The sequence below is a fragment of the Hymenobacter lapidarius genome, assembly GCF_001816145.1.
GTDB classification, from domain to species: Bacteria; Bacteroidota; Bacteroidia; order Cytophagales; family Hymenobacteraceae; genus Hymenobacter; species Hymenobacter lapidarius.
Genome location: NZ_MDZB01000175.1, coordinates 95,100 through 114,914 on the forward strand (window position 1 = coordinate 95,100; position 19,815 = coordinate 114,914).

The 19,815-nt window shown below is 60.5% G+C and carries 18 protein-coding genes and 3 pseudogenes; 15 read left to right on the forward strand and 6 right to left on the reverse strand.

The window, feature by feature from the left end; genetic code table 11:
• Positions 1–180 precede the first annotated feature (180 nt).
• From BEN47_RS19815 to lysS, 3 genes are all read left to right on the forward strand, one after another.
• The gene (locus BEN47_RS19815) at positions 181–2,349 is read left to right on the forward strand and encodes a carboxy terminal-processing peptidase (RefSeq protein WP_070731125.1); all 2,169 of its coding nucleotides are present in this window, start codon (positions 181–183) and stop codon (positions 2,347–2,349) included.
• A 271-nt stretch (positions 2,350–2,620) separates the two neighbouring features.
• Positions 2,621–3,709 (forward strand): hypothetical protein, encoded by a 1,089-nt coding sequence (locus BEN47_RS19820; RefSeq protein WP_193427158.1) that lies wholly within the window; start codon positions 2,621–2,623, stop codon positions 3,707–3,709.
• Positions 3,710–3,910: 201 nt separating this feature from the next.
• Positions 3,911–5,461 (forward strand): lysine--tRNA ligase, encoded by a 1,551-nt coding sequence (lysS, locus tag BEN47_RS19825; RefSeq protein ID WP_070731128.1) that lies wholly within the window; start codon positions 3,911–3,913, stop codon positions 5,459–5,461.
• 422 nt (positions 5,462–5,883) lie between these two features.
• On the opposite strand, the gene BEN47_RS19830 is transcribed toward lysS, so the two are convergent.
• Together BEN47_RS19830 and BEN47_RS22750 are read right to left on the reverse strand one after the other, a co-directional pair.
• Positions 5,884–6,240 (reverse strand): YtxH domain-containing protein, encoded by a 357-nt coding sequence (locus BEN47_RS19830; RefSeq protein ID WP_070731132.1) that lies wholly within the window; start codon positions 6,238–6,240, stop codon positions 5,884–5,886.
• Positions 6,241–6,412: 172 nt separating this feature from the next.
• Entirely contained in the window at positions 6,413–6,850 is a 438-nt protein-coding gene (locus BEN47_RS22750) for a CsbD family protein (protein WP_070731135.1), read from the reverse strand.
• A gap of 229 nt (positions 6,851–7,079) precedes the next feature.
• Between BEN47_RS22750 and BEN47_RS19840 the strand changes: the two genes are divergently transcribed.
• The 5 genes from BEN47_RS19840 to BEN47_RS19860 all read left to right on the forward strand — a co-directional run bounded on the left by BEN47_RS19840 (position 7,080) and on the right by BEN47_RS19860 (position 10,170).
• Complete coding sequence (locus BEN47_RS19840; RefSeq protein WP_239691679.1) at positions 7,080–7,343, forward strand: Kazal-type serine protease inhibitor domain-containing protein; 264 nt, start codon at positions 7,080–7,082, stop codon at positions 7,341–7,343.
• Positions 7,344–7,354: 11 nt separating this feature from the next.
• Positions 7,355–8,293 (forward strand): GNAT family N-acetyltransferase, encoded by a 939-nt coding sequence (locus BEN47_RS19845; RefSeq protein WP_070731139.1) that lies wholly within the window; start codon positions 7,355–7,357, stop codon positions 8,291–8,293.
• 230 nt (positions 8,294–8,523) lie between these two features.
• Positions 8,524–8,895, forward strand: a complete 372-nt coding sequence (locus tag BEN47_RS19850; protein WP_070731142.1) for a cupin domain-containing protein — start codon at positions 8,524–8,526, stop codon at positions 8,893–8,895.
• A gap of 49 nt (positions 8,896–8,944) precedes the next feature.
• The gene (locus BEN47_RS19855) at positions 8,945–9,802 is read left to right on the forward strand and encodes a dienelactone hydrolase family protein (protein WP_070731144.1); all 858 of its coding nucleotides are present in this window, start codon (positions 8,945–8,947) and stop codon (positions 9,800–9,802) included.
• Positions 9,803–9,891: 89 nt separating this feature from the next.
• Positions 9,892–10,170, forward strand: coding sequence for a hypothetical protein (locus BEN47_RS19860; RefSeq protein ID WP_125921837.1), 279 nt, complete (start codon positions 9,892–9,894; stop codon positions 10,168–10,170).
• A 270-nt stretch (positions 10,171–10,440) separates the two neighbouring features.
• On the opposite strand, the gene BEN47_RS19865 is transcribed toward BEN47_RS19860, so the two are convergent.
• Entirely contained in the window at positions 10,441–11,271 is an 831-nt protein-coding gene (locus tag BEN47_RS19865; RefSeq protein WP_239691461.1) for an IS5 family transposase, read from the reverse strand.
• A 147-nt stretch (positions 11,272–11,418) separates the two neighbouring features.
• Between BEN47_RS19865 and BEN47_RS19870 the strand changes: the two genes are divergently transcribed.
• The 4 genes and pseudogenes from BEN47_RS19870 to BEN47_RS20560 all read left to right on the forward strand — a co-directional run bounded on the left by BEN47_RS19870 (position 11,419) and on the right by BEN47_RS20560 (position 13,882).
• Positions 11,419–12,351, forward strand: coding sequence for an RCC1 domain-containing protein (locus BEN47_RS19870; protein WP_083322624.1), 933 nt, complete (start codon positions 11,419–11,421; stop codon positions 12,349–12,351).
• Positions 12,327–13,052, forward strand: a pseudogene (locus BEN47_RS22950) (RCC1 domain-containing protein); the annotation flags it as partial. The gene BEN47_RS19870 and the pseudogene BEN47_RS22950, both read left to right, overlap by 25 nt.
• Positions 13,034–13,309 (forward strand): annotated as a pseudogene (locus BEN47_RS22955) (hypothetical protein); the annotation flags it as partial. The pseudogenes BEN47_RS22950 and BEN47_RS22955, both read left to right, overlap by 19 nt.
• 27 nt (positions 13,310–13,336) lie before the next feature.
• Positions 13,337–13,882, forward strand: coding sequence for a T9SS type A sorting domain-containing protein (locus BEN47_RS20560; RefSeq protein ID WP_070731156.1), 546 nt, complete (start codon positions 13,337–13,339; stop codon positions 13,880–13,882).
• A gap of 197 nt (positions 13,883–14,079) precedes the next feature.
• Here BEN47_RS20560 and BEN47_RS22580 read toward each other — a convergent pair whose 3' ends face one another.
• Positions 14,080–15,645, reverse strand: a complete 1,566-nt coding sequence (locus tag BEN47_RS22580; protein ID WP_070731212.1) for a M28 family metallopeptidase — start codon at positions 15,643–15,645, stop codon at positions 14,080–14,082.
• Between the two features lie 340 nt (positions 15,646–15,985).
• Here BEN47_RS22580 and BEN47_RS19895 point away from each other — a divergent pair, with 340 nt between their 5' ends.
• Both BEN47_RS19895 and BEN47_RS19900 read left to right on the forward strand, forming a co-directional pair.
• Positions 15,986–16,468, forward strand: coding sequence for a DUF4890 domain-containing protein (locus BEN47_RS19895; RefSeq protein ID WP_070731161.1), 483 nt, complete (start codon positions 15,986–15,988; stop codon positions 16,466–16,468).
• Positions 16,469–16,800: 332 nt separating this feature from the next.
• A complete protein-coding gene (locus BEN47_RS19900; RefSeq protein WP_070731163.1) occupies positions 16,801–17,736 on the forward strand; it encodes an NAD(P)-dependent oxidoreductase in 936 nt (311 codons plus the stop codon).
• Positions 17,737–17,758: 22 nt separating this feature from the next.
• Here the strand turns inward: BEN47_RS19900 and BEN47_RS20565 are convergent, their stop codons facing one another.
• On the reverse strand, positions 17,759–17,911 hold the full coding sequence (locus tag BEN47_RS20565; RefSeq protein ID WP_239691680.1) for a pectinesterase family protein: 153 nt from the start codon (positions 17,909–17,911) through the stop codon (positions 17,759–17,761).
• A gap of 252 nt (positions 17,912–18,163) precedes the next feature.
• Between BEN47_RS20565 and BEN47_RS19905 the strand changes: the two genes are divergently transcribed.
• The gene (locus BEN47_RS19905; RefSeq protein WP_070731166.1) at positions 18,164–18,856 is read left to right on the forward strand and encodes a hypothetical protein; all 693 of its coding nucleotides are present in this window, start codon (positions 18,164–18,166) and stop codon (positions 18,854–18,856) included.
• Between the two features lie 54 nt (positions 18,857–18,910).
• On the opposite strand, the pseudogene BEN47_RS19910 reads toward BEN47_RS19905, so the two are convergent.
• Positions 18,911–19,740 (reverse strand): annotated as a pseudogene (locus BEN47_RS19910) (enoyl-ACP reductase FabI).
• Positions 19,741–19,815: the final 75 nt, after the last annotated feature.

The window sequence follows — 19,815 nt, forward strand, 5'->3', positions numbered from 1 at the left end:
GGCTTTTTTTATTACAACTTATGCCGGGCCCAACTAGTCTGTATAATAGGTGTGGCAGCGACATACGCCATCGGGCACTTATTTCACCCACCGGGGCGTTTTCACCGTAGAATAATGGGTGCTGCCTAGCTTACCGCGCACCGTATATTTGATTTTCATCTTAAGTTTTATTTCCTGCTAATGTCTTTTCCCCGCTTGAAAGTCGGCCTTTATGCCTTTTTGGTAGCAGCCGTGTTTGTTCTGGCCTCCTACCGGCTGTTTCGCCGGGCCGACTCGACCGTGCCGAGCAAAGACCAGGTGCTCAATGGCCTCATGCTGCAGGTGCTCAGCTCGCAGCATTACCAGCCCGAGAAAATTGACGATGCCTTTTCGAAGCGGGTATTTGACTTGTATTTGAAAAACCTGGACTACCGCAAGCAGTTTCTGCTGGCTTCCGACGTGGAAGAACTACGCCGCTACCAAACCCAGATTGACGACCAGGTGAAGCGGGGCTCGCGCGAATTCCTCGACCTGAGCACCAAGCTCCTGTCCGAGCGAACCAAGGAAATGCAGAACCTCTACCACGAGATTCTGGCCAAGCCGTTTGACTTCACGACCAGCGAAACCTTTGAGACTGATTTTGAGAAAGCAGCCTTCCCGGCCGATAAGGGCGCCCAGAAGGAACTGTGGCGCAAGCTGCTGAAGTACGAAACCCTCAGCCGGGTATCGGAGATGATGGAGGCGCAGGAGAAGGCCAAAGAGGCCAAGCCCAGCGCCGCCACTGCCGCCCCCAGCGCCGCCAATGCCGAAGCGCCCACCGCCACCGAGCCCGTGCGCACCCTACCCCAAATGGAAGCCGAAGCCCGCAAGCGCGTGCTGAAATACTACGACAACCAGTTTGCAGACTTCAACGAGAACGACGCTAACGACCGGCTGGCGGCCTACGCCAATACCATTGCCAATACCTACGACCCGCACACGGAGTACTTTGCGCCCAAAGCCAAAGAGGATTTCGACTACGAGATGACGGGCCGCTTCGAGGGCATCGGCGCTACGCTGCGGGAAAAGGACGGCCTGATTTACGTGGACGAAATCATGCCCGGCTCGGCTTCGGCCCGCCAGGGCGACCTAAAAAAGGGCGATGCCCTGCTGCGGGTGGCGCAGGGCGCGGCCGAGCCGGTGAGCATTGAGGGCTGGCGCACGGCGAAGGCGGTAACGCTCATCCGGGGCAAAAAAGGCTCGGAAGTACGCCTGACCGTGAAAAAGCCGGATGGCAGCACCAAGGTAATTCCCATTATCCGCGACGTGGTGGAGGTGAGCGAGAAGTACGCGCAGTCGTCGGTTATCAACGATAACGGCCAGAAAATCGGCTACCTGCGCCTGCCCGGCTTCTACGCCGACTTCAGCGACAACGGCGGCCGCAGCTCGTCGGACGACGTGAAGAAGGAGATTGCCAAGCTGAACGCCGAGGGCGTGAAGGGCATGATTCTGGACCTGCGCTTCAACGGCGGCGGCTCGCTGGGCGATGCTGTGTCCATGGCCGGCTTGTTTATGGAAAGTGGCCCCATGGTGCAGGTGCGCGACAGCCGGGGCCGCACGCAGGTGCTGACCGACAATGACCCCCGCGTGCAGTACAGTGGCCCGCTGGTGGTGCTGGTGAACAAATACAGCGCCTCGGCGTCGGAGATTCTGGCCGCCGCCGTGCAGGACTACAAGCGTGGTGTGGTGCTGGGCTCTACCAGCACCTACGGCAAGGGCACGGTGCAGCGCATCTTCGACCTAGACGAAGCCCTGCCCGCTGAACTGAACAGCGTGAAGCCCATCGGCTCGCTGAAACTCACCACCCAGAAATTTTACCGGGTGAATGGTGGCTCCACACAGTTTAAGGGCGTGGTGTCTGATATTGTGGTGCCCGACTTGTACTCCTACCTCGACCAGGGCGAAAAAGAGATGGACTACCCGCTGAAGTGGGACGAAATTCAGCCCGCGCGCTACCGCCCCTGGGATTCCCCTCCTGCCCTGGAGAAGCTACGCACCAACAGCAAGGCCCGCATTGCCAGCAACCCCAGCTTCAAGGTGATGGATGAAATGGTAAAGAGCATGCGCAAGCGCAAGGACGAAACCGTGGTGTCGCTCAAGCTGAGTGCCTACCGCGCCGAGCAGCAGCAGGCCAAGGCCATTTCGGACCGCTACGAAGCGGCTCAGAAAACGGCCACCGGCCTCGATTTCGCCCTGCTTCCCGTGGACCTGCGGGCCCTGGGTGGCGACACGGTGAAGATTAACCGGGCCTCGCGCGTGACCAAGAGCCTGAAGAAGGATATCACCATTGGCGAAGCCGTGGCCGTGATTCAGGATGAGTTGAAGCAATAGCCAGACACCGCGAAACGGGCCCTTGTCAGCCTGTTCATCGCCTGCCGAATACCATTTGTCGAAAGCCCCTGCTCCCGTGGAGTGGGGGCTTTTTTTGGCACTTTTTTCGCATGTCAATCTAGTTAGCAAACGGCTTTTGTCAACAACACAAGACGAATCCCGCTGTTAATACCATAACCAACTGGTTATCAAGCATAATATCATTAGTATTAATTGACAATAAAGTTAGTAAACAGGCAACTAAATCACTGCCAAAAGCTGTTTAACTAGTATGACGACTACAGCCGAAACCCGCATCATCCCGCTCATCCCGCTGGTGGAAGCCACCGGGGAGGAGCAACAGCAAAAGCTAGCTGACGAAACCTGGCGCAAATCCATTCCGGCGCAGGTTTTCCTCAACTATTTCTTCGCTATCAATTACCACATTCAGGAGAACGACGACGTGCTCGGCGGGCTTCAGAACCTGCCATTTTTCCGCAGCCACAGCGCGGAGTTGAACGACACCGACGTGGCGGCGCTCACCAAGCTGCTGCACACCAGTTGGAGCACGGAATACGCACTACGGGCCACGGCTGAGCTGGGCGACGATAACTTCCTCCGCAACGCCCTGCACTGGACGTTCCCGCAGGCCTACCACGCCATTCATTCGGGCCTGCAGGCGTTCCTGTACACCACGGGTGTGCGTAGCAACAACAACCAGCTTATTCGCCGCGAGGTGGGGCGGCTGGTGGTAAAGAATGCCTACCCGCGCCCGGTGTCGTTCTACGCCGCCGGTGCCTACGGCGACTTCAGCATTCACCGCCTGCCGCTGGCGGGCTATAAGGCCGGGCTGCACATTGCCAGCAAGGAGATAGACGCCCAAGCCCAAGTGGGGCAATTCCTGCGCACCACGCGCAAGATGAAGGCGCAGTGGACCCGCGCGCAGGTGCAGGCCAACCCCAACACGGCCATTCGCAGCCAGAAAACGGGGCGCCCGCTGGATAAGTGGACGGCCTCGCACTGGCAGCAGATTACCTGGCGCCTGGGCTACACCACCATCTTCGACCTGCTGGGCCGCCTGCGCATCTCGCAGACCAGCCGCGAGATTGAGCGCTACGTGGAGGCCGACATCGACTTCCGCCTGTTCCACACCTCCCTGCTCAACATTGTGAGCTACCTCAACGGGGTGCACGAGACCTACGTGGCCAAGGCCCTGGGCCTGGAGCGCTACCGCCAGCTGGTGGCCGAGCTGCCCGCGCACCTGCAGGCCGGCTTTGTGGAAGACCGCCTGCGTACCCGCGTGGAGCCGGTGCTGGCCCCTACGCCACCCAGCGCCCCGGCCATTGCCACCGAGGCCCCGCAGTACCGCATGGCCGCCTAGACCACGGATTAGCGCGGATTTTAGCGGATTTCACGGATTTTGTGAACGCCGCCTTCGACCCGAAACGCGCTCTTATTTAGAGCGGCGTTTTTCGTTGGTTACTTTTGCTGATTCATTAGTTTAACTCACTTCGCTTTGCGGCCCTAGGGGGAAAGCACCGTCTATAAAATCCGTGAAATCCGAAAAAAATCCGAAAAATCCGTGGTCCATTTAAGCGAACAGGAAATACTCCGCCGCAACAAGCTCGAAGAACTGGAAAAGCTGGGCATTGAGGCCTATCCGTCGGAATTGTACGACGTGACGTTTTACGCCAAGGAAATTCAGGACAACTACCACGTTGAGCTCAATAATTTCCAGGAGGTGTGCCTGGCTGGGCGGCTAATGTCGTCGCGGGTGATGGGCAAGGCCTCGTTTGCCGAGCTGATGGACACCTCGGGCCGCATTCAGCTGTATGTGAACCGCGACGAAATCTGCCCCGGCGAGGACAAGACGCTGTATAATGTGGTGTTCAAGAAGCTGCTCGACCTGGGCGACTTCATTGGCGTGAAAGGCCGCGTGTTTAAGACGCAGGTGGGCGAAACCTCCATTCACGTCACGGAGTTGAAGCTGCTGGCCAAGGCCCTGCGCCCGTTGCCGGTGGTGAAAACCCAGAAGGACGAAGCCACCGGCGAAGTGGTGACCTACGACGCCTTCACCGACCCCGAGCAGCGCTACCGCCAACGCTACGTGGACTTGGTGGTGAACCCCAGCGTGCGCGACACCTTCATCAAGCGCACCCAGCTGGTGCAGTCGATGCGGAATTTCCTCAACGACAAGGGCTACCTGGAGGTGGAAACGCCCATTCTGCAGCCGCTGTACGGCGGCGCGGCGGCCCGCCCCTTCACCACGCACCACAACACGCTGGACATGACGCTCTACCTGCGCATTGCCAACGAGCTGTACCTGAAGCGCCTCATCGTGGGCGGCTTCGATGGCGTGTATGAGTTCAGCAAGGACTTCCGCAACGAGGGAATGTCGCGGTTCCACAATCCGGAATTCACCCAGATGGAGCTCTACGTGGCCTACAAGGACTACGCCTGGATGATGGAACTGGTGGAAGAAATGGTAGAGCGCGTGGCCCAAACCCTGCACGGCAAAACCGAGGTGCAGGTGGGCGACAACCTCATCAACTTCCAGCGGCCGTGGCAGCGCTACACCATGTTCGAGGCCATTGAGAAGTACACGGGCAAGGCCATTGGCGAGATGGACGAGGAGCAACTGCGCGAAACCGCCCACGAGCTGCACGTGCATCTGGACCCCAGCATGGGCAAGGCCAAAATCATCGACGAAATATTTGGCGAGCACGTGGAGCCCAAGCTCATCCAGCCCACGTTCATCACCGATTACCCGGTGGAGATGTCGCCGCTGGCCAAGAAGCACCGCGACCGTCCCGGCATGGTGGAGCGGTTCGAAGCCATTTGCAACGGCAAGGAAATCTGCAACGCTTTCTCGGAACTCAACGACCCCATCGACCAGCGCAAGCGCTTCGAGGACCAGCTCGAGCTGGGCAAGCGCGGCGACACCGAAGCCATGGTGCTCGACGAGGACTTCCTGCGCGCCCTGGAGTATGGCATGCCGCCCACGGCCGGCCTGGGCATCGGCATCGACCGCCTGAGCATGATTATGACCAACTCCCACTCCATTCAGGACGTGCTGTTTTTCCCGCAAATGAAGCCGGAAAATGTGCAGAAGGAAAAGCAGGACAAAGCGTAATTCTCTGTCAACACGCAAGCTGTCTGTCAGCTTGAGCGCAGCAAAGGACCTTATCAAGAAAGAACAAGTCGTTCAACAGTGATAAGGTCCTTCGCTGCACTCAGGATGACAGACGCACGCTCAGAATAACAGCTAGCAGCAGTCCCTAAAATCGAAAAGCCCCACACGAAATATCGTGCGGGGCTTTTCTTTTTATAATCGTCTTACCCTTCAAACCGCTGTTTTTACCAGAAGCTTGCGATGGACACGTCTGATTTTACTACTGAGTTGTTTAACCAATTTCAATAGAAACTCCTACGGTCGGCAATTTTACTCGTAACACGTTTCGGCCTTCTTTCAAGGCGATTATGCCTGGTTTTACGTGGCATCGGCGGGGCGGGTTGCGAAATACTGAGAATTTATTTTCGCGCGCGTCAGCTTCCTTACTGGGGGCCGCGGTGGCGAACATCGTCGCCGAAGCCGTCGTAGTCGGGGTTATCGCTGTTGTGCGTGTGGGCGGTAGACACCGTGCTTCCGAGGCCTTCGAGCAGGCGGTCGGCAGCGGCTTTGTTTTCGTTTACGGCAGCACTGGGAGTGGCGTCGCCAGCGGGGCTAGTCTGAGCCTTGGCTAGCGTGTCTTTGAGCAGCTTGCTGAGGTCGCCGCCCCACTTGGAAGCCGAGCGGCGCAGGCCGGACCGGGTTTCGTCGCCGGTTTCGGGGGCCAGCAGCAGGCCGGCTACAATGCCCGCGGTGGCACCGGCCAGCAGCGAGAGAATGACTTTGCCTTTGTCGTCTTTCATGAAAATAGAGAAATGTGGTTGTTTGCGACTAATAAGTAGCTAACGGAAAACTCCGCGAGTTGTTGATACCACCCCAAAAAAGCTTCCGCGCCGCCCCGCAACGGGCTGGAGGCGCACAAAAAAGCCCCGCGCCTTTCGGAGCGGGGCTCAGCTGCAAGGGGCTTGCGCCGACTTACAAGTCGTTCAGCATTTTCGTGATTTCGGCTTTGCCTTTGCCCAGTTTTTCCTGGAGGCGGCCTACTAGCTGGTCGCCCTGGCCTTCGGCGTAGGTCAGGTCGTCGTCGGTGAGCTGGCCGTACTGCTCTTTGAGCTTGCCTTTGGCATCGTCCCAGTTGCCTTTCATTTTGAGGCTGCTGCCGGGCAGGGTGACGCCAAGGTCTTCGAGCTTGCCTGCGTATTCTTTGAATTTAGCTTCGAGGTCAACACCGAGCTTGTTGGCTTGCTCGCCCAGCTGGCCGCTGTACTTGGAGGCTACACCTTTCCAGTTTTCGCGGGTGGCAGTGCCTTTATCGGGGGCCAGGAGCATACCGGCGATGATGCCAGCGCCGGCACCGGCGAGGGCGGCTAACAGAATTTTACCGGCGTTGTTGTCTTCTTCTTGGTACGACATGGTGAATGGGTAATGAAAGGTGAATGAGGGGTAAGAGATGTGCTAGAGGAAGCGCAGCATCAAATTCTACAGCAGTGAGCGCGAATTTGAAGGCGTGTGTCTGGCCAACTATACGGAGAGCGCCGCCGGGGGTTGAGCTAACCCGTAAATTTTCGGGCGCGGGCCAGCATAAGGCATTTACTGTGTTTCGCTTGCGCCCACGTTCCAATTGGGCTCCGTAGCTTCGCCCATGCCCATGCCGCCTATGAAAACGCCCCGCCTCCTTTTTGCCGTGCTCCTGCTGGGAGCCGCCTGCCAGCCCCAGTCCCCTCGCGCCACGGCTGCCGCCGATTGCATTGACCCCAGCAAAATAAAGCCGGACGGCATTTGCACCATGCAGTACGACCCCGTGTGCGGCTGCGATGGCAAGACCTACGCCAACGCCTGCGTGGCCGGCAACGCGGGCGTGCGCACCTCCACCAAAGGCCCCTGTGCGGAGGCCCCCGCCAAGTAAGGCCCGCGCCCATGCCCGCCAAAGCCCGCTACCGCGAGTTCTGCCGCACCGCGCCCGATGTGCCCGTGTTTGCCCAGGCGTGGTACCTGGACGCCTGCGCCACCGGCGGCGACTGGGACGTGGTGCTGGCCCAGCAGCAGGACCGGGTGGTGGCCGCGCTGCCCTATTTCTACAAGCAAAAGGGGCCGTTTCGGTACGCAACCATGCCGCCGTTTGTGAAAATGCTGGGCCCCTACCTGCTGCCCGAGTTCCGCGGGGTGCTGAAGCAGGAGCACGCGCTGCTGGAAGAGCTGATAGCGCAACTGCCCCGGTTTGCGGCTTTCAAGCAGAATTTCTACCCCACGGCCATCAACTGGCTGCCCTTTTACTGGCACCACTACCAGCAGACTACCTACTACACCTACCGCCTCCATGGCCTGCACCAGCTGGCTCAGGTGGAGGCCGGGCTGAACCGCAACATCCGGCGCAATATTCAAAAGGCGCAGCAGCAAGTGCGCGTGGTGCATGACCTTTCTGCGGAGCACTTTTATCGGCTCAATAAAATGAGCTTTGACCGCCAGGGCCTGCCCATGCCCTACTCGTGGGCGCAGTTTGCGCGGCACGACGCGGCGCTGGCCGCCAATGGAGCCCGCCAACTGTTTTTCGCCGTGGACGCGCAGGACCGGATTCATTCGGCCGCGTACCTCATCTGGGACCAGCAGGCTGCGTACTACCACCTGTCGGGCGACGACCCGGCCCTTCGCGAGAGTGGCGCCGGCATCCTGCTCATCTGGGAGGCCATTCGCTACGCCAGCGAGGTGCTGGGGCTGCCGTGCTTTGACTTTGAAGGCAGCATGCTGCCGGCCGTGGAGCGCATCCGGGTACAGTTTGGGGCGGTGCAGACGCCGTATTTCTTTGTGTGGAAATACAATTCGCGCGCTTTTGAGTTGTTGGAAAAGTTGAAGCCGTAGAAGGTGATGCGTGAACGACCAAATCCCCTCCTTACCTAAGGATGGGACGCTGGCGCGCAGCGGCAGTTGGGGTGGTTGGGGCGTTGAACGGCGCCAGCACAATCCCTGCGCCAGTCGTTACAGCCTCGTTCAACGCCTACAACCACCCCCGTTCGAGCCGTTGGCTCGAACATCCCCTCCTTGGTAAGGAGGGGAGTTTGTTCAGTTAATCCCATTTTTCCTGATTCATCATGTCCGAAAAACGCTACGTTCTCAACCCCTCCCCTTTCATCGTGCCCACCACTGACGGCAAGCTCATTGAAGAGCACGTGGGCGGAGCCAGCACCGGCACCTCGGCGTATAGTCTGGCGCACATGGTGGCGCCGCCGCACTGGAGCGAGCCGCACCAGACGCCGACCTTCGACGAGTTTACCATTGTGGTGCGGGGCCGCAAGCAGTTTGAGATTGATGGCGACGTGGTGGAGCTGCAGGCCGGGCAGGCACTTCTGATAAAGGGCGGGGCGCGGGTGCGCTACTCCAATCCGTTTGATGCCGAATGCGAATACTGGTCAATTTGCGTGCCCGCATTCAGCCCGGACACCGTGCACCGCGAGGCCGAATAGCCTTGGTCGAATTAATTGTATTCACCGCCTAATCAGTACATTTAGCCGCATGGACCAACGCATCATCAACCTCTTCGACGAATACACCCACGCTCCGCTCACCCGCAAGGAGTTTCTGGACCGGCTGGGCAAGCTGGCCGGCGGCACGGCCCTGGCCATTGCGGCCCTGGCGGTGCTGGAACCGGGCTATTCGCAGGCGGCCACCATCACGCCCGAAGCCGATGACCTGGTGGCCGAAGAAGTAAATTGGATTGGCGATGGCGCGGCCATGCGCGGCTACCTGGTGCGTCCCAAGGGCCGCAAGAAGCGCGGCGCTGTGGTAGTTATTCATGAAAACCGCGGCCTCACGCCCCACATTAAGGACGTGACGCGGCGCGTGGCCCAGGCCGGCTACCTGGCCCTGGGCGTGGATGCGCTGTCGCCCTTCGGCGGCACGCCCACCGACGAGGACAAGGGCCGCGAGCTGATTGGCCAACTCGACAAGGCCAAAAACCTGAACAACTACCTCAAGGCGCTGGAATATCTGCGCTCCCGGCCCGACTGCAACGGCCGCACCGGCGCCGTGGGCTTCTGCTGGGGCGGCGCCATGGCCAACCAGCTGGGTGTGCACGACCCCAAGCTGGACGCCGCCGTGGCCTACTACGGCTCGCAGCCCAAAGCCGAAGACGTGCCCAACATCAAAGCGGCCATGATGATGCACTACGGCGGCCTCGACGAGCGGGTGAACGCCAGCATCCCAGCCTACGAAGCGGCCCTGAAAGCGGCCGGTACCAAGTACGAGCTGTATGTGTACGAGGGCGCCAACCACGCGTTCAACAACGACACTTCGCCGGCCCGCTACAATGCGGAGGTAGCGAAAGTAGCCTGGGACCGCACATTACGCCTATTTAAGGAAAAACTGGGGTAGCCGGGCAACGAAGCGGCGCGGAGTGGCATCTTTGCAGTATCCACCCGGAATCCATGTCAGGTAAGAAACTACCCGTTTTACTTGCTGCGTTGTTGCTCAAAGTCACAAGTAGCTTGGCCCAGCAAAGTCCGCCGCCGGCCGTTCCGCCCCGTCCCGACCCTGGTTACCAGGAAGTGAGCGTGCCCGTGCCCCGGGCCGTGACGCTGATTACGGACGTGGCCAAGGTGATGCTCTCGCGCGATGACAGGCAGGACAAAGTGCAGACCCTGATAGATAAGCGGCGCGCCCGCTCCGAAAAACGCGAGCAAAGCCTGACCATCACCATACCCCGCAACGCTTTCACGCGCACGCTGGGGCTGGTTGACTAAAAGGCTCAGTCGTCAGCATAGCAGTCAACGGGTAAAATGTTGTGTTTCGGACGCTGTTCAAGTATTTATTAGCATGAATGCTATACGCTTAACATAAAAGGAGTTATAAGCGACACCTTGGAATAAGTACGGTTTTGCTCCTAACGCCTCTCTCCTTGGATGGTGGTATTTTGCCGGACTGTTACTGCTCCGTAAAAAAAAATCTCGTGACGCAACTCGTTATGGCCAGCTGGGCCCACGTGAATGCACGGGCCTAACTAAAGAAGCTGTTTAGGAAGTGGGCATTGGGGCAATTTTACGCAATAAGAGCACGGTAAAGGCCAGCCAGTGGAAGGCCAGCCAATTTTGCACGCTGGTTTCGTAGCGCACGAGCAGGGTCTTGAACCCGTCGAGCCAGGCATTGAGGCGCTCAATGACGAGGCGCCGGCGGTAGAGTTCGGGGTCCAGCGGCGTGTCGTCGTCGGTCTGCCAGTCGGCCGAACGCCGGTTGCGGGGGATGTTGGCTTCGATGTCGCGCCGGGCGCAGGCTTGCCGCAAGCTGGTGACATCAAAGGCTTTGTCGGCATTGAGAAACAGCCCTTCCAGCCGCAGGTCAGCCGCCTCGAGCAGTTCGCATAGCTCGGCAAAGACCCGTTCCAGGTCAAAGGTGTCGTGCTGGTTGCCGGCCTGGGGCGTGGCCACGGCCAGCGGCAGGCCCGCGTTGTCGGCCAGGAACAGGGCGTTGGTGGTGCGGGCGGCTTTGCGGCCCTGGTAGCCGACGGCCGCCCCGCCGTTCTTGGCCAGCGTGTGGCTGCCGTCGAGTTGGACACTGGACAGGTCGAGGGTTCGCCGATGCAGACGCAAACACATGACCCACAACTGCTTCCACGCGCCTTGCTTGCCCCACGCCTGAAAATGATAGTACACCCCCTGCCAGCTCAGGGGCGGGCCGGTGAACAGGGCCTGCACGGGCAGCCAGCGCCACTGGCAACCGGTTTTGAGCTTGTAGCAGCTGGCGCCTACCACCTCGGCCGGGGCGGCGGCGCAGCGGCGGCCACCGGAACGGGTCGGCAGGTGGGGCAGTATCCAGCGGGTAATGATATCTTTGGTCAGGACTTCCACGAGGGAGGGAAAGGAGATGGGTCGCACCTCAAATTTCCCGCTTTTGTGGGAGTCTTTTCCTTTCTGCCTCGCCCTGACTACTTCCTGAACAGTTTCAATATTACATTGCCCTTTGGCACTCCGCCTGCATTCTTTTCTATCCTGCCGATGACACACGTTTCCTCCTTCTGCCAAGCCGGTACCCCCGGCCCTTTTTCCCAACTCCTGATGTGGCTGTGCCTGCTGGGGGCAAGCCTGGGCACGGCCCACGGCCAGCGTTTGGCGGCCGGGGGTGATTACTCCGTTTCCATTCGCCCCGACGGCACGCTGTGGGCCTCTGGCAATAACTTCGTGGGCCAGCTCGGTGATGGCACCCGCGTGGACCAACCGATTCCGGTGCAAATCGGCACGGCCAACACCTGGGAGCGCGTGGCGGCCAGCCCCACCAACCACACGGCGGCCATCCGGACGGACGGCACCCTCTGGACCTGGGGTAATAACTCAGCCGGCCAGCTCGGCCATGGCCCCGGAAACAACCGCCTTACGCCGACCCAAGTCGGCACAGATACCTGGCGGCGGGTGGCCGTTGGTGTCAGGCATACCGTGGCGGTGCGCACCGACGGTACGCTCTGGGCCTGGGGAGAAAATTCCCGGGGCCAGCTTGGCGATGGCACGACCACTGACCGGGCGTTGCCTCAGCAAATTGGAACGGCCACTACGTGGAGCAACGTGGCCGCAGGTGCCTTTTTCTCGGTGGGCCTGCGCACCGACGGCACGCTGTGGGCCTGGGGTGACAATTTTGACGGCCAGCTCGGCGATGGCACCCAGACCCCCCGGAATACCCCGGTCCAAATTGGCACGGCCACGAACTGGCAAAGCGTCGCGGTGGGAGCCTTTCATACCGTGGCCGTGCGCACCGACGGCACGCTCTGGGCCTGGGGAAATAATTTACGGGGCCAGCTCGGTACCGGTACCACCACCTTCCGGAACACTCCTGTGCAAATTGGTACGGCCATGAACTGGCAACGCGTGGCCGCCGGTGCCAACCACACGCTCGCGGTGCGCACCATGGTACCCTGTGGGCCTGGGGCGACAACTTAAACGGCCAGCTCGGCGACGGCACCACCACCAACCAGTTGGCGCCAGTGCAGGTGGGCTCCCTAGCCACCTGGCGGGAGATTGCCGGGGGGAATTCCCACACCGTCGCCACCCGCACCGACGAGTCGCTGTGGGCCTGGGGCAGCAACGGCAGCGGCCAAATGGGCAGCCCGGCGCTGGCTACGGCCCGGGTGCGGCAGCCCGAACAGCTCGGTACGGACACGAACTGGCAGCAGGCAGCCGTGGGCAACCGCCACACGGTGGCGGTGCGCACCAACGGCACGCTGTGGGCCTGGGGCGAAAATGCGTTCGGTCAGCTCAGCGACGGCACCACCACCGCGCGTAACGTGCCGACCCAGATTGGCATGGCCACGGACTGGCGCAGCGCGGCTGCCGGTCACAACCATACCCTCGCGGTGCGTGCCGACGGCACCCTGTGGGCCTGGGGCGACAACGCCAGCAGCCAGCTCGGCGACGGCACCACCACCAACCGCCTGGCCCCGGTGCAAATCGGCACGGCCACGAACTGGCAGCGCGTGGTTACGGCGGCCACCTGGGCGCTCGCGGTGCGTACCGATGGCACACTCTGGGTTTGGGGTTCGAGCTCTCGTGGCTTAGGCTTAGGTATCTTGTTCGGCTCGTACCGCCCCGAACCGACTCAAATCGGTACGGACACGAACTGGCAATGGATAGACATAAACGGCGGACGCGCAGCGGCCGTGCGTACCGACGGCACGCTCTGGGTTTGGGGCTCCACTTCCGAGGTTGGCTCGGCGACGGCACTGAAATCGACCAGCTTGCGCCGGTGCAAATTGGTACGGCCACGACCTGGCGGGAAGCGGTTTTTGGCGAGCGCCACGCTTCTGCCGTGCGCACCGACGGCACGCTTTGGGGCTGGGGCGACGGCTTTTTTGGCCAGGTGGGCGATGGCAACACCAACTCCCACCCGACGCCGATACAGGTAGGTCCAGCTGCCGGGTGGCGCAGCGTGACCGCCGCCGATCGCCACACCCTGGCCCTGCGCACCGACGGCACACTCTGGGGCTGGGGTTCCAACTCCGGGAATCAGCTCGGCGACGGCACCTCCAACATCCGCTATGCCCCCGTGCAAATCGGCACGGCCACGAACTGGCAACAGGTGGTCACCGGCAGCTCGGCCCACACAGTGGGAATACGCACCGACGGCACGCTCTGGGTCTGGGGCAGGAACGATGAGGGCCAACTCGGCAATGGCCAGCCTTACCGTAGCTCCGTGCCCCTGCTGGTCACGAGTGGTTCCGGCCCATTGTCGGTGCGCGGGGGCCGCGGAACTGCCGGACCTTTGGTGCTGGTGCCCAATCCGGCCCGCGACATGGTCACCCTCCCCGGGCTGGGTACGAATACCCTCCTGCGCCTGCTCGATGCCCAGGGCCGGCTGGTGCGCACCGGCGCTGGCGCTCGCTTGCCGCTGGTAAGCCTGCCGCTCGGCCTGTACCTCCTGCAAGCCACCGTGCCCGGCCAGCCAGCACGGACGGCCCGCCTGATGGTTGAGTAAGCCCCCATCTAGGTACGCAGGCCACAGCTTATGAAACATGTATTCCTTTACGTATTGTGAACGGTCGTTCATAACACGTTAATCCTCGGCCATTACTTTCCTGGCCCTATCCACAATGATTTCTGTGTTCTGAAAAACTCAAAAAGGCCCGGCCGAGCAATGCTCAGCCGGGCCTTTTTGGAGCTGGTCCTTTTTGCTTATTGAGCCGGCTTAACGGGTGTTGGCAGTGGCTTGCGGGGCAACTTCTGGTCGCGCATGGCGGCGTTGTACACGAACGAGGCTACTACTACCGAGGCCTGCTTGAGGTCGTCGGCAATGAGGCGGTCGTAGGTGTCCTGGTTGGTGTGGTGGGTCTGGGGGAAGTAGTCGAGGCCGTCCTGAATGAACTGGAAGCCGGGCAGGCCCACGGCGTCGAAGGCGATGTGGTCGGTGCTGCCGGTGTTGCGCAGCGTGACGGTGGTGGCACCCAGGTCGACCAGGGGCTTGAGCCACTCGGCGAAGATGGGGGCGATGGCCTCGTTGCCCTGGGCGTAGATGCCGCGGATTTTGCCGCCGCCGTTGTCCAGGTTGAAGTAGGCGCTCAGCTTCTCGTGGGCGGGCAGCAGCTTCATGGTGGCAGGGTCGCCAAAGTTATTTTTCACGTAGTTGCGCGAGCCGTGCAGACCCTGCTCCTCCTCGCCCCACAGGGCAATGCGAATGGTGCGACGCGGCTTCATGCCAGTGGCTTTGAGAATGCGCACGGCCTCCATCATCACGGCCACGCCGGCGGCGTTGTCGGTGGCACCGGTGGCGGCGTGCCAGGAGTCGATGTGGCCGCCGAGCATCACCACTTCGCTTTTCAGCTTGCGGTCAGTGCCGGGGATTTCGGCCACCACGTTGTAGCCCTTCACGTCCTGGGACTGGAAGCGGGTTTTGGTTTCCATTTCCACTTCCACCGGAATGCCGGCCTCTACGAGGCGAATGAGGCGCAGCTGGTCTTCCGGGGTCATCTCAATCTCGGGCAGCACCGGCTTGGCATCGGCGGCGTAGGGCGCGCCGTTGGTGGTGTTGAAAGTGCCGTAGATGCCCCCACGGGCGCTGAGCACGGCGGCGGCGCCTTCGCTCATCAGCATGTCGGTCATTTTGGTGCGCAGGGCGGCCTGGGCCCGGCGAGCGGCCATGGCAGCTTCGTCGGGGGTATTGGCGGCGGGCCGGGGGGCGGCGGGCTCGGCCATTTTAGCTAGCTCTTCCTCAGTGTAGCGCTTCAGGTCGGGGCCTTCGGCGTTCTTGGGCGGGTTGGGCACGTTCATCACCACAATTTTACCCTTCAGCTTGCCCTTGTACTGGTCGAGGTCGGCTTCGGTGGTGGCGGCTTTCATCACGACTACCGGCAGGCGCAAGGCGCCGGGCGTGCCGGGCGTCCAGGCTTTGGGGGCGCCCACCATGGTGTGGTAGTAGGGGGCCGTCATGGCTACGTAGGACTTCTCGATGTCCCAGCCGCGGCCGAAGTCGCCCCAAGGCTCAATGTTCGCGTTGGCCAGGCCGTATTGGGTGAGCTGCTTTTTGGTCCATTCGTTGGCGCGCTTCAGGCCGTCGGAGTTAGCCAGGCGTGGGCCGCTCACGTCGGTGAGGTAGAAGGCGGTTTCCATCACCTTGGAGCGGTTCATGCCTTCGTCACGGATTTTGGCGAGGGCGGCTGCGTCGATTTTCTCAGCGGTTTGGGCGGAGGTGGGCAATGCGTGGGCCAGGGTGCCCGCCAGCGCCGCCAGTATCAATTTGTTCATCAGGTGAGGTTTGAGCGTGAGGTACAAGGCTCTAAGTTAGGCAAAACCGGTGGGCCTGAGGGCGGCCCGAAAGCTTAAAAACCGCATTTTGAAAGAATATGCGGGTATTTGAAGCGGTGCTTTGCCGTTGCTCGTCTGCAAACTCTTCCCCTTCGTCGGTACTTGCGCGCTGCCTGTCCAGGTTTTTGTTTTCGGTCGTTTTCCGGCTAAAGTTTTGCAAACACGCTGGTAGAATCAATCAATTCGAAACTAAACCTTGGCCTGGCTCTGCGAGTCAAACGCGCAGTCCACAGCCTCTCGTTTCACACAACTATTTATCAACCCCAATTAATCCATACCGATGAAAACCTTTTTGATGCCCCTCGTAGCTGCCTTTGCCTTCACCGTGAGCACGGCCGCTGCCCAGACCACCACCCCAGGCACTATGGCTACCGGCACCACGGCACAGGGCCGCGGCAACGGCCGCATGCAGCAGGGCACCCCCGAAGAAATGGCCACCCGCCAAAGCCAGCGCATGACCCAGGAATTGGGCCTAAACGCGGACCAGACCGCCAAAATTCAGCAAATCCTCCTTGCCCGGGGCCAAGAGATGCAGGCCATGCGCGGCCAGGCCCGCGACGCCGGCAACCGCGACCAAATGCGCACCCAGATGCAGGCCAACCGCGCCAAATACGAAACCCAATTCAAGGAAGTGCTGACCGCTGACCAGTACACCAAATTTGCCGCCATGCAGGACGACCGCATGGACCGCGGCCGCGAAATGAAGGACACCAAGATGAAAGCCAAAAAAGGCAAAGTCAAAATCAGGAAGTCCGACAGCTAAGCGTACGATTTTGATTAACATGAAAACTCCCAGCCACTTGGCTGGGAGTTTTTTTATGGCGCTTTATTTACTAAGCTTACTTAAGCAGTCAAAAAAACCGTCATGCTGAGCGCAGCCGAAGCATCTCTACCGCAACAGCAATTCAACCGGCCCAACCAAGCGGGAGAGATGCTTCGGCTGCGCTCAGCATGACGTTCTTCTTGACTGCCTAAACAGCTTCACCAAGAGGCCCGCAACGGCTAGGTTCCTTTTTTGTCCTGCCGACAGCAGCACAAGGCCAGCCCGCGTATAACGGCCGCCGGCCCCAATTCAGCCTTTGCTCACTCCTTCGCATGCGTCTTTTCGTTTATTCTCCCCTGAGCGCTTCTGCCCGCGCCTACCTGCTGCAACAGCTGCCCGCCGACGTAGAAGCCACCTTTGGGGCCGACCTCAACCACGGGCAAACCCATGCCGCCCTCCAGGCAGCCGAGGTGCTGCTGGGCAACCCGTCGCCGGCCCTGCTTGATGGCCCGCTGCCCAACCTGCGCTTCTGGCAGATTGACTCCTCCGGTTTTGAGCGCTACCGCGGCATAAAGCTGAGCATGCCGGTGGCCAATATGGGCGACTTCTTTGCCTGGCCCTGCGCCGAAACCATGGTGGCGGGCCTGCTGGCCCTCTTCCGCCACCTGCCCGAGCTGGCCGTGCTGCAAGCCGAAAAGCGGTGGGTGGGCGGCGCCTTCGTGCGCAACCGCGCCCGGCTGTTGCGCGGCCGCCGGGTAGTTGTCCTCGGGGCGGGCGCCATTGCACTGGCCGTGCGGCAGCAGCTCAGCGGTTTCGAGTGCCAGGTGCAGCTGTTGGCCCGCACCGCCCCGCAAGCCCAGCTGCACTCCCGGGAAGCCCTCAAAGCCGCCCTGCCCGACACCGACATCGTAGTAAACTGCCTCCCCGGCAGCGCCAACGGCTTTTTCTCCGCCGACCTCATTGCCGCCATGCGCCCCGGCGGCATCTACGCCAGCGTGGGCCGCGGCAACACCACCGACGAGCCTGCCCTCATCGCCGCCCTGCAAAGCGGCCACCTGGGCGGGGCCGTGCTCGACGTAACCGCCACCGAGCCGCTCCCTGACACCAACCCACTCTGGGCCCTGCCCAACGTGCTGCTCACCCAGCACACCGGCGGCGGCCAACCCTTCGAGGACGAAGGCAAGGTCGATATGCTGCTGCGCAACTTGAGTTTGCTCCGTAGCGGCCAGCCGCTGGAGAACCTGGTGGAGCTAAGCCGCGGGTACTAACGTGGGGTAGCAACGCCGCATTTTACGGCTCAAAGGTTTTGGTGCCGGCCAGGATGTACTTTTCCTTGTAAGTCCCCTTCTTGATGAGAATGGTGGTGACCTTTTTCCGAAAACCGGGCACGGCGTTGATGGCTTCCTGTACGGTGCGGAAATGGCCGCTGTCGTCCTGGGCCACCACAAAATCATAGCTCTAGGCGCGGCCCAGCGCCAGCCAGCACAGGCTCACTATCAACACCAGCTGCTTCATGTTTTTGGGAATAGGATTCCGTAACCCTCGCAGCTACCGCGTCCCAGACCGCATTTTTTCTACGCAATCGATGCCGGCAGCGTTACCGGCCATTGGTGGCCGGATTTTGCTTTTTACGTAGCTTAGACCTGCCAACCCGCACACTCACGCCCTCCTTCTTCTATCAAGGCACAACCCCCTATGAAAGCCATTCATCTACTCTTGGTTATGGCATTAAGCAGCGTTGTGTCCGGCTGCACCAAAAAGGAAGAGTTGCCCGAGTGCCTGGGTTCCTGTACCATCGTAGCGGGCCGGCTTCTCACTTCTGGCTCGGCGGCGCTGGCAAACACCCCGGTTGTGTTAGAATGGCACGGTCGCTTCAACGGGTTGAATAGCAAAGTGCGCAAAAAAGCCGTCGGAACCACCGATGCAAACGGCTATTATCGCATCAGTGCCTTCCTTGCCGACGATGAACTAACTGATGGGTATCTGTCCGTGGTCTTTCAAGCAAACCCCTCCCGATACTACCTTATCGGCGAGCCGAATGTTGCTTTTTTCGACTATAAGCGCGACACGCTTTTAACTGCGTATGATTATATCATTCCGCGCAAGGCATTTATCAGGTTCGAAGTTACCAACCCAAGCCAGATTCCAGGCCCGTATTCTTATCACGCTGATTTGAATTCGTGTCACGGTGGCAATACCGTTTTTAGTTCGAGTATTCGCGGTGGTGGTGTTGTAGTCAACTGCTCCGGACTGTCGACTACTCCCATCGAGACCGCAGGCGACCAACCCATATTGGTTCGGCAAAGAAAAAACGGTTCCTACGTGGCTCCCAACGACACTATTTTCATTCCGGCAGGCACCACCCTAACGTACCGACTGACCTACTAATGAGAAAGCCCGACCATCTGGCCGGGCTTTCTCATTTCCTCTAATCAGCAGTACTTATTCCTGCGCGCCAGCGGCTTTGGTCATCACGTCCACAATCTCGGCCGAGATGCCGGTGGTGCTAAAGCCGCCGTCGTGCATGAGGTTTTGCATGGTCACGTAGCGCGTGAGGTCTGAAAACAGCGAGATGCAATAGTCGGCACAGGCTTCGGCCGGGGCATTGCCCAGCGGCGACATCATGTCGGCGAAGTTGTAGAAGGCGTCGAAGCCGGTGATGCCGGTGCCGGCCGTGGTCTTAGTAGGCGACTGCGACACGGTGTTCACGCGCACCTTTTGAGCTTGCCGAAGCGCTGGCCGTAGCTGCGGGCAATGCTTTCGAGCATGGCCTTGGCCTGCGTCATGTCGGTGTAGTCGAGGAAGGCGCGCTGGGCGGCGATGTAGCTCAGGGCCACAATGCTGCCCCACTCGTTCATGGCGTCCTGCTTCTCGGCCACGGCCATCATCTTGTGAAACGACATGGCCGATACGTCAATCGTCTGCTGGAAGAATTTGTAGTCCAGCTCGCCGTAATGCTTCTTCTTGCGGATGTTGGCGCTCATGCCAATGCTGTGCAGCACGAAATCAATCTTGCCGCCCAACTGCTCCTGCGCGCCCGAAAACAGCGCCCCCAGCTCTTCGGTGGAAGTAGCATCGGCCGGAATAATGGGCGCGTTGCACTCCTCGCTCAGCTTGTTGATTTCGCCCATGCGCATGGCCAGCGGGGCGTTGGTGAGCACGAAGCGGGCGCCCTCGGCATGCGCCCGCTGGGCTACTTTCCAGGCAATGGAATGTTCGTTGAGCGCACCGGAAATAATGCCGACTTTGCCGGCGAGGAGGTTGTTAGGCATGGGAATGTGAGATAAGCTTTAGCTGGCACCGCAGGGCCGTGAAAGTATAACGGCCGGACAAAAGTAGGAATTTGA

What these genes read in the sequence shown, in the direction of transcription:
- BEN47_RS19815 (WP_070731125.1), top strand. Translation starts at nt 181, where the DNA reads ATGTCTTTTCCCCGCTTGAAAGTCGGCCTTTATGCCTTTTTGGTAGCA.
- BEN47_RS19820 (WP_193427158.1), top strand. Translation starts at nt 2,621, where the DNA reads ATGACGACTACAGCCGAAACCCGCATCATCCCGCTCATCCCGCTGGTG.
- BEN47_RS19830 (WP_070731132.1), bottom strand. Translation starts at nt 6,240, where the DNA reads ATGAAAGACGACAAAGGCAAAGTCATTCTCTCGCTGCTGGCCGGTGCC.
- BEN47_RS22750 (WP_070731135.1), bottom strand. Translation starts at nt 6,850, where the DNA reads ATGTCGTACCAAGAAGAAGACAACAACGCCGGTAAAATTCTGTTAGCC.
- BEN47_RS19840 (WP_239691679.1), top strand. Translation starts at nt 7,080, where the DNA reads ATGCCCATGCCGCCTATGAAAACGCCCCGCCTCCTTTTTGCCGTGCTC.
- BEN47_RS19845 (WP_070731139.1), top strand. Translation starts at nt 7,355, where the DNA reads ATGCCCGCCAAAGCCCGCTACCGCGAGTTCTGCCGCACCGCGCCCGAT.
- BEN47_RS19850 (WP_070731142.1), top strand. Translation starts at nt 8,524, where the DNA reads ATGTCCGAAAAACGCTACGTTCTCAACCCCTCCCCTTTCATCGTGCCC.
- BEN47_RS19855 (WP_070731144.1), top strand. Translation starts at nt 8,945, where the DNA reads ATGGACCAACGCATCATCAACCTCTTCGACGAATACACCCACGCTCCG.
- BEN47_RS19870 (WP_083322624.1), top strand. Translation starts at nt 11,419, where the DNA reads ATGACACACGTTTCCTCCTTCTGCCAAGCCGGTACCCCCGGCCCTTTT.
- BEN47_RS22580 (WP_070731212.1), bottom strand. Translation starts at nt 15,645, where the DNA reads ATGAACAAATTGATACTGGCGGCGCTGGCGGGCACCCTGGCCCACGCA.
- BEN47_RS19895 (WP_070731161.1), top strand. Translation starts at nt 15,986, where the DNA reads ATGAAAACCTTTTTGATGCCCCTCGTAGCTGCCTTTGCCTTCACCGTG.
- BEN47_RS19900 (WP_070731163.1), top strand. Translation starts at nt 16,801, where the DNA reads ATGCGTCTTTTCGTTTATTCTCCCCTGAGCGCTTCTGCCCGCGCCTAC.
- BEN47_RS19905 (WP_070731166.1), top strand. Translation starts at nt 18,164, where the DNA reads ATGAAAGCCATTCATCTACTCTTGGTTATGGCATTAAGCAGCGTTGTG.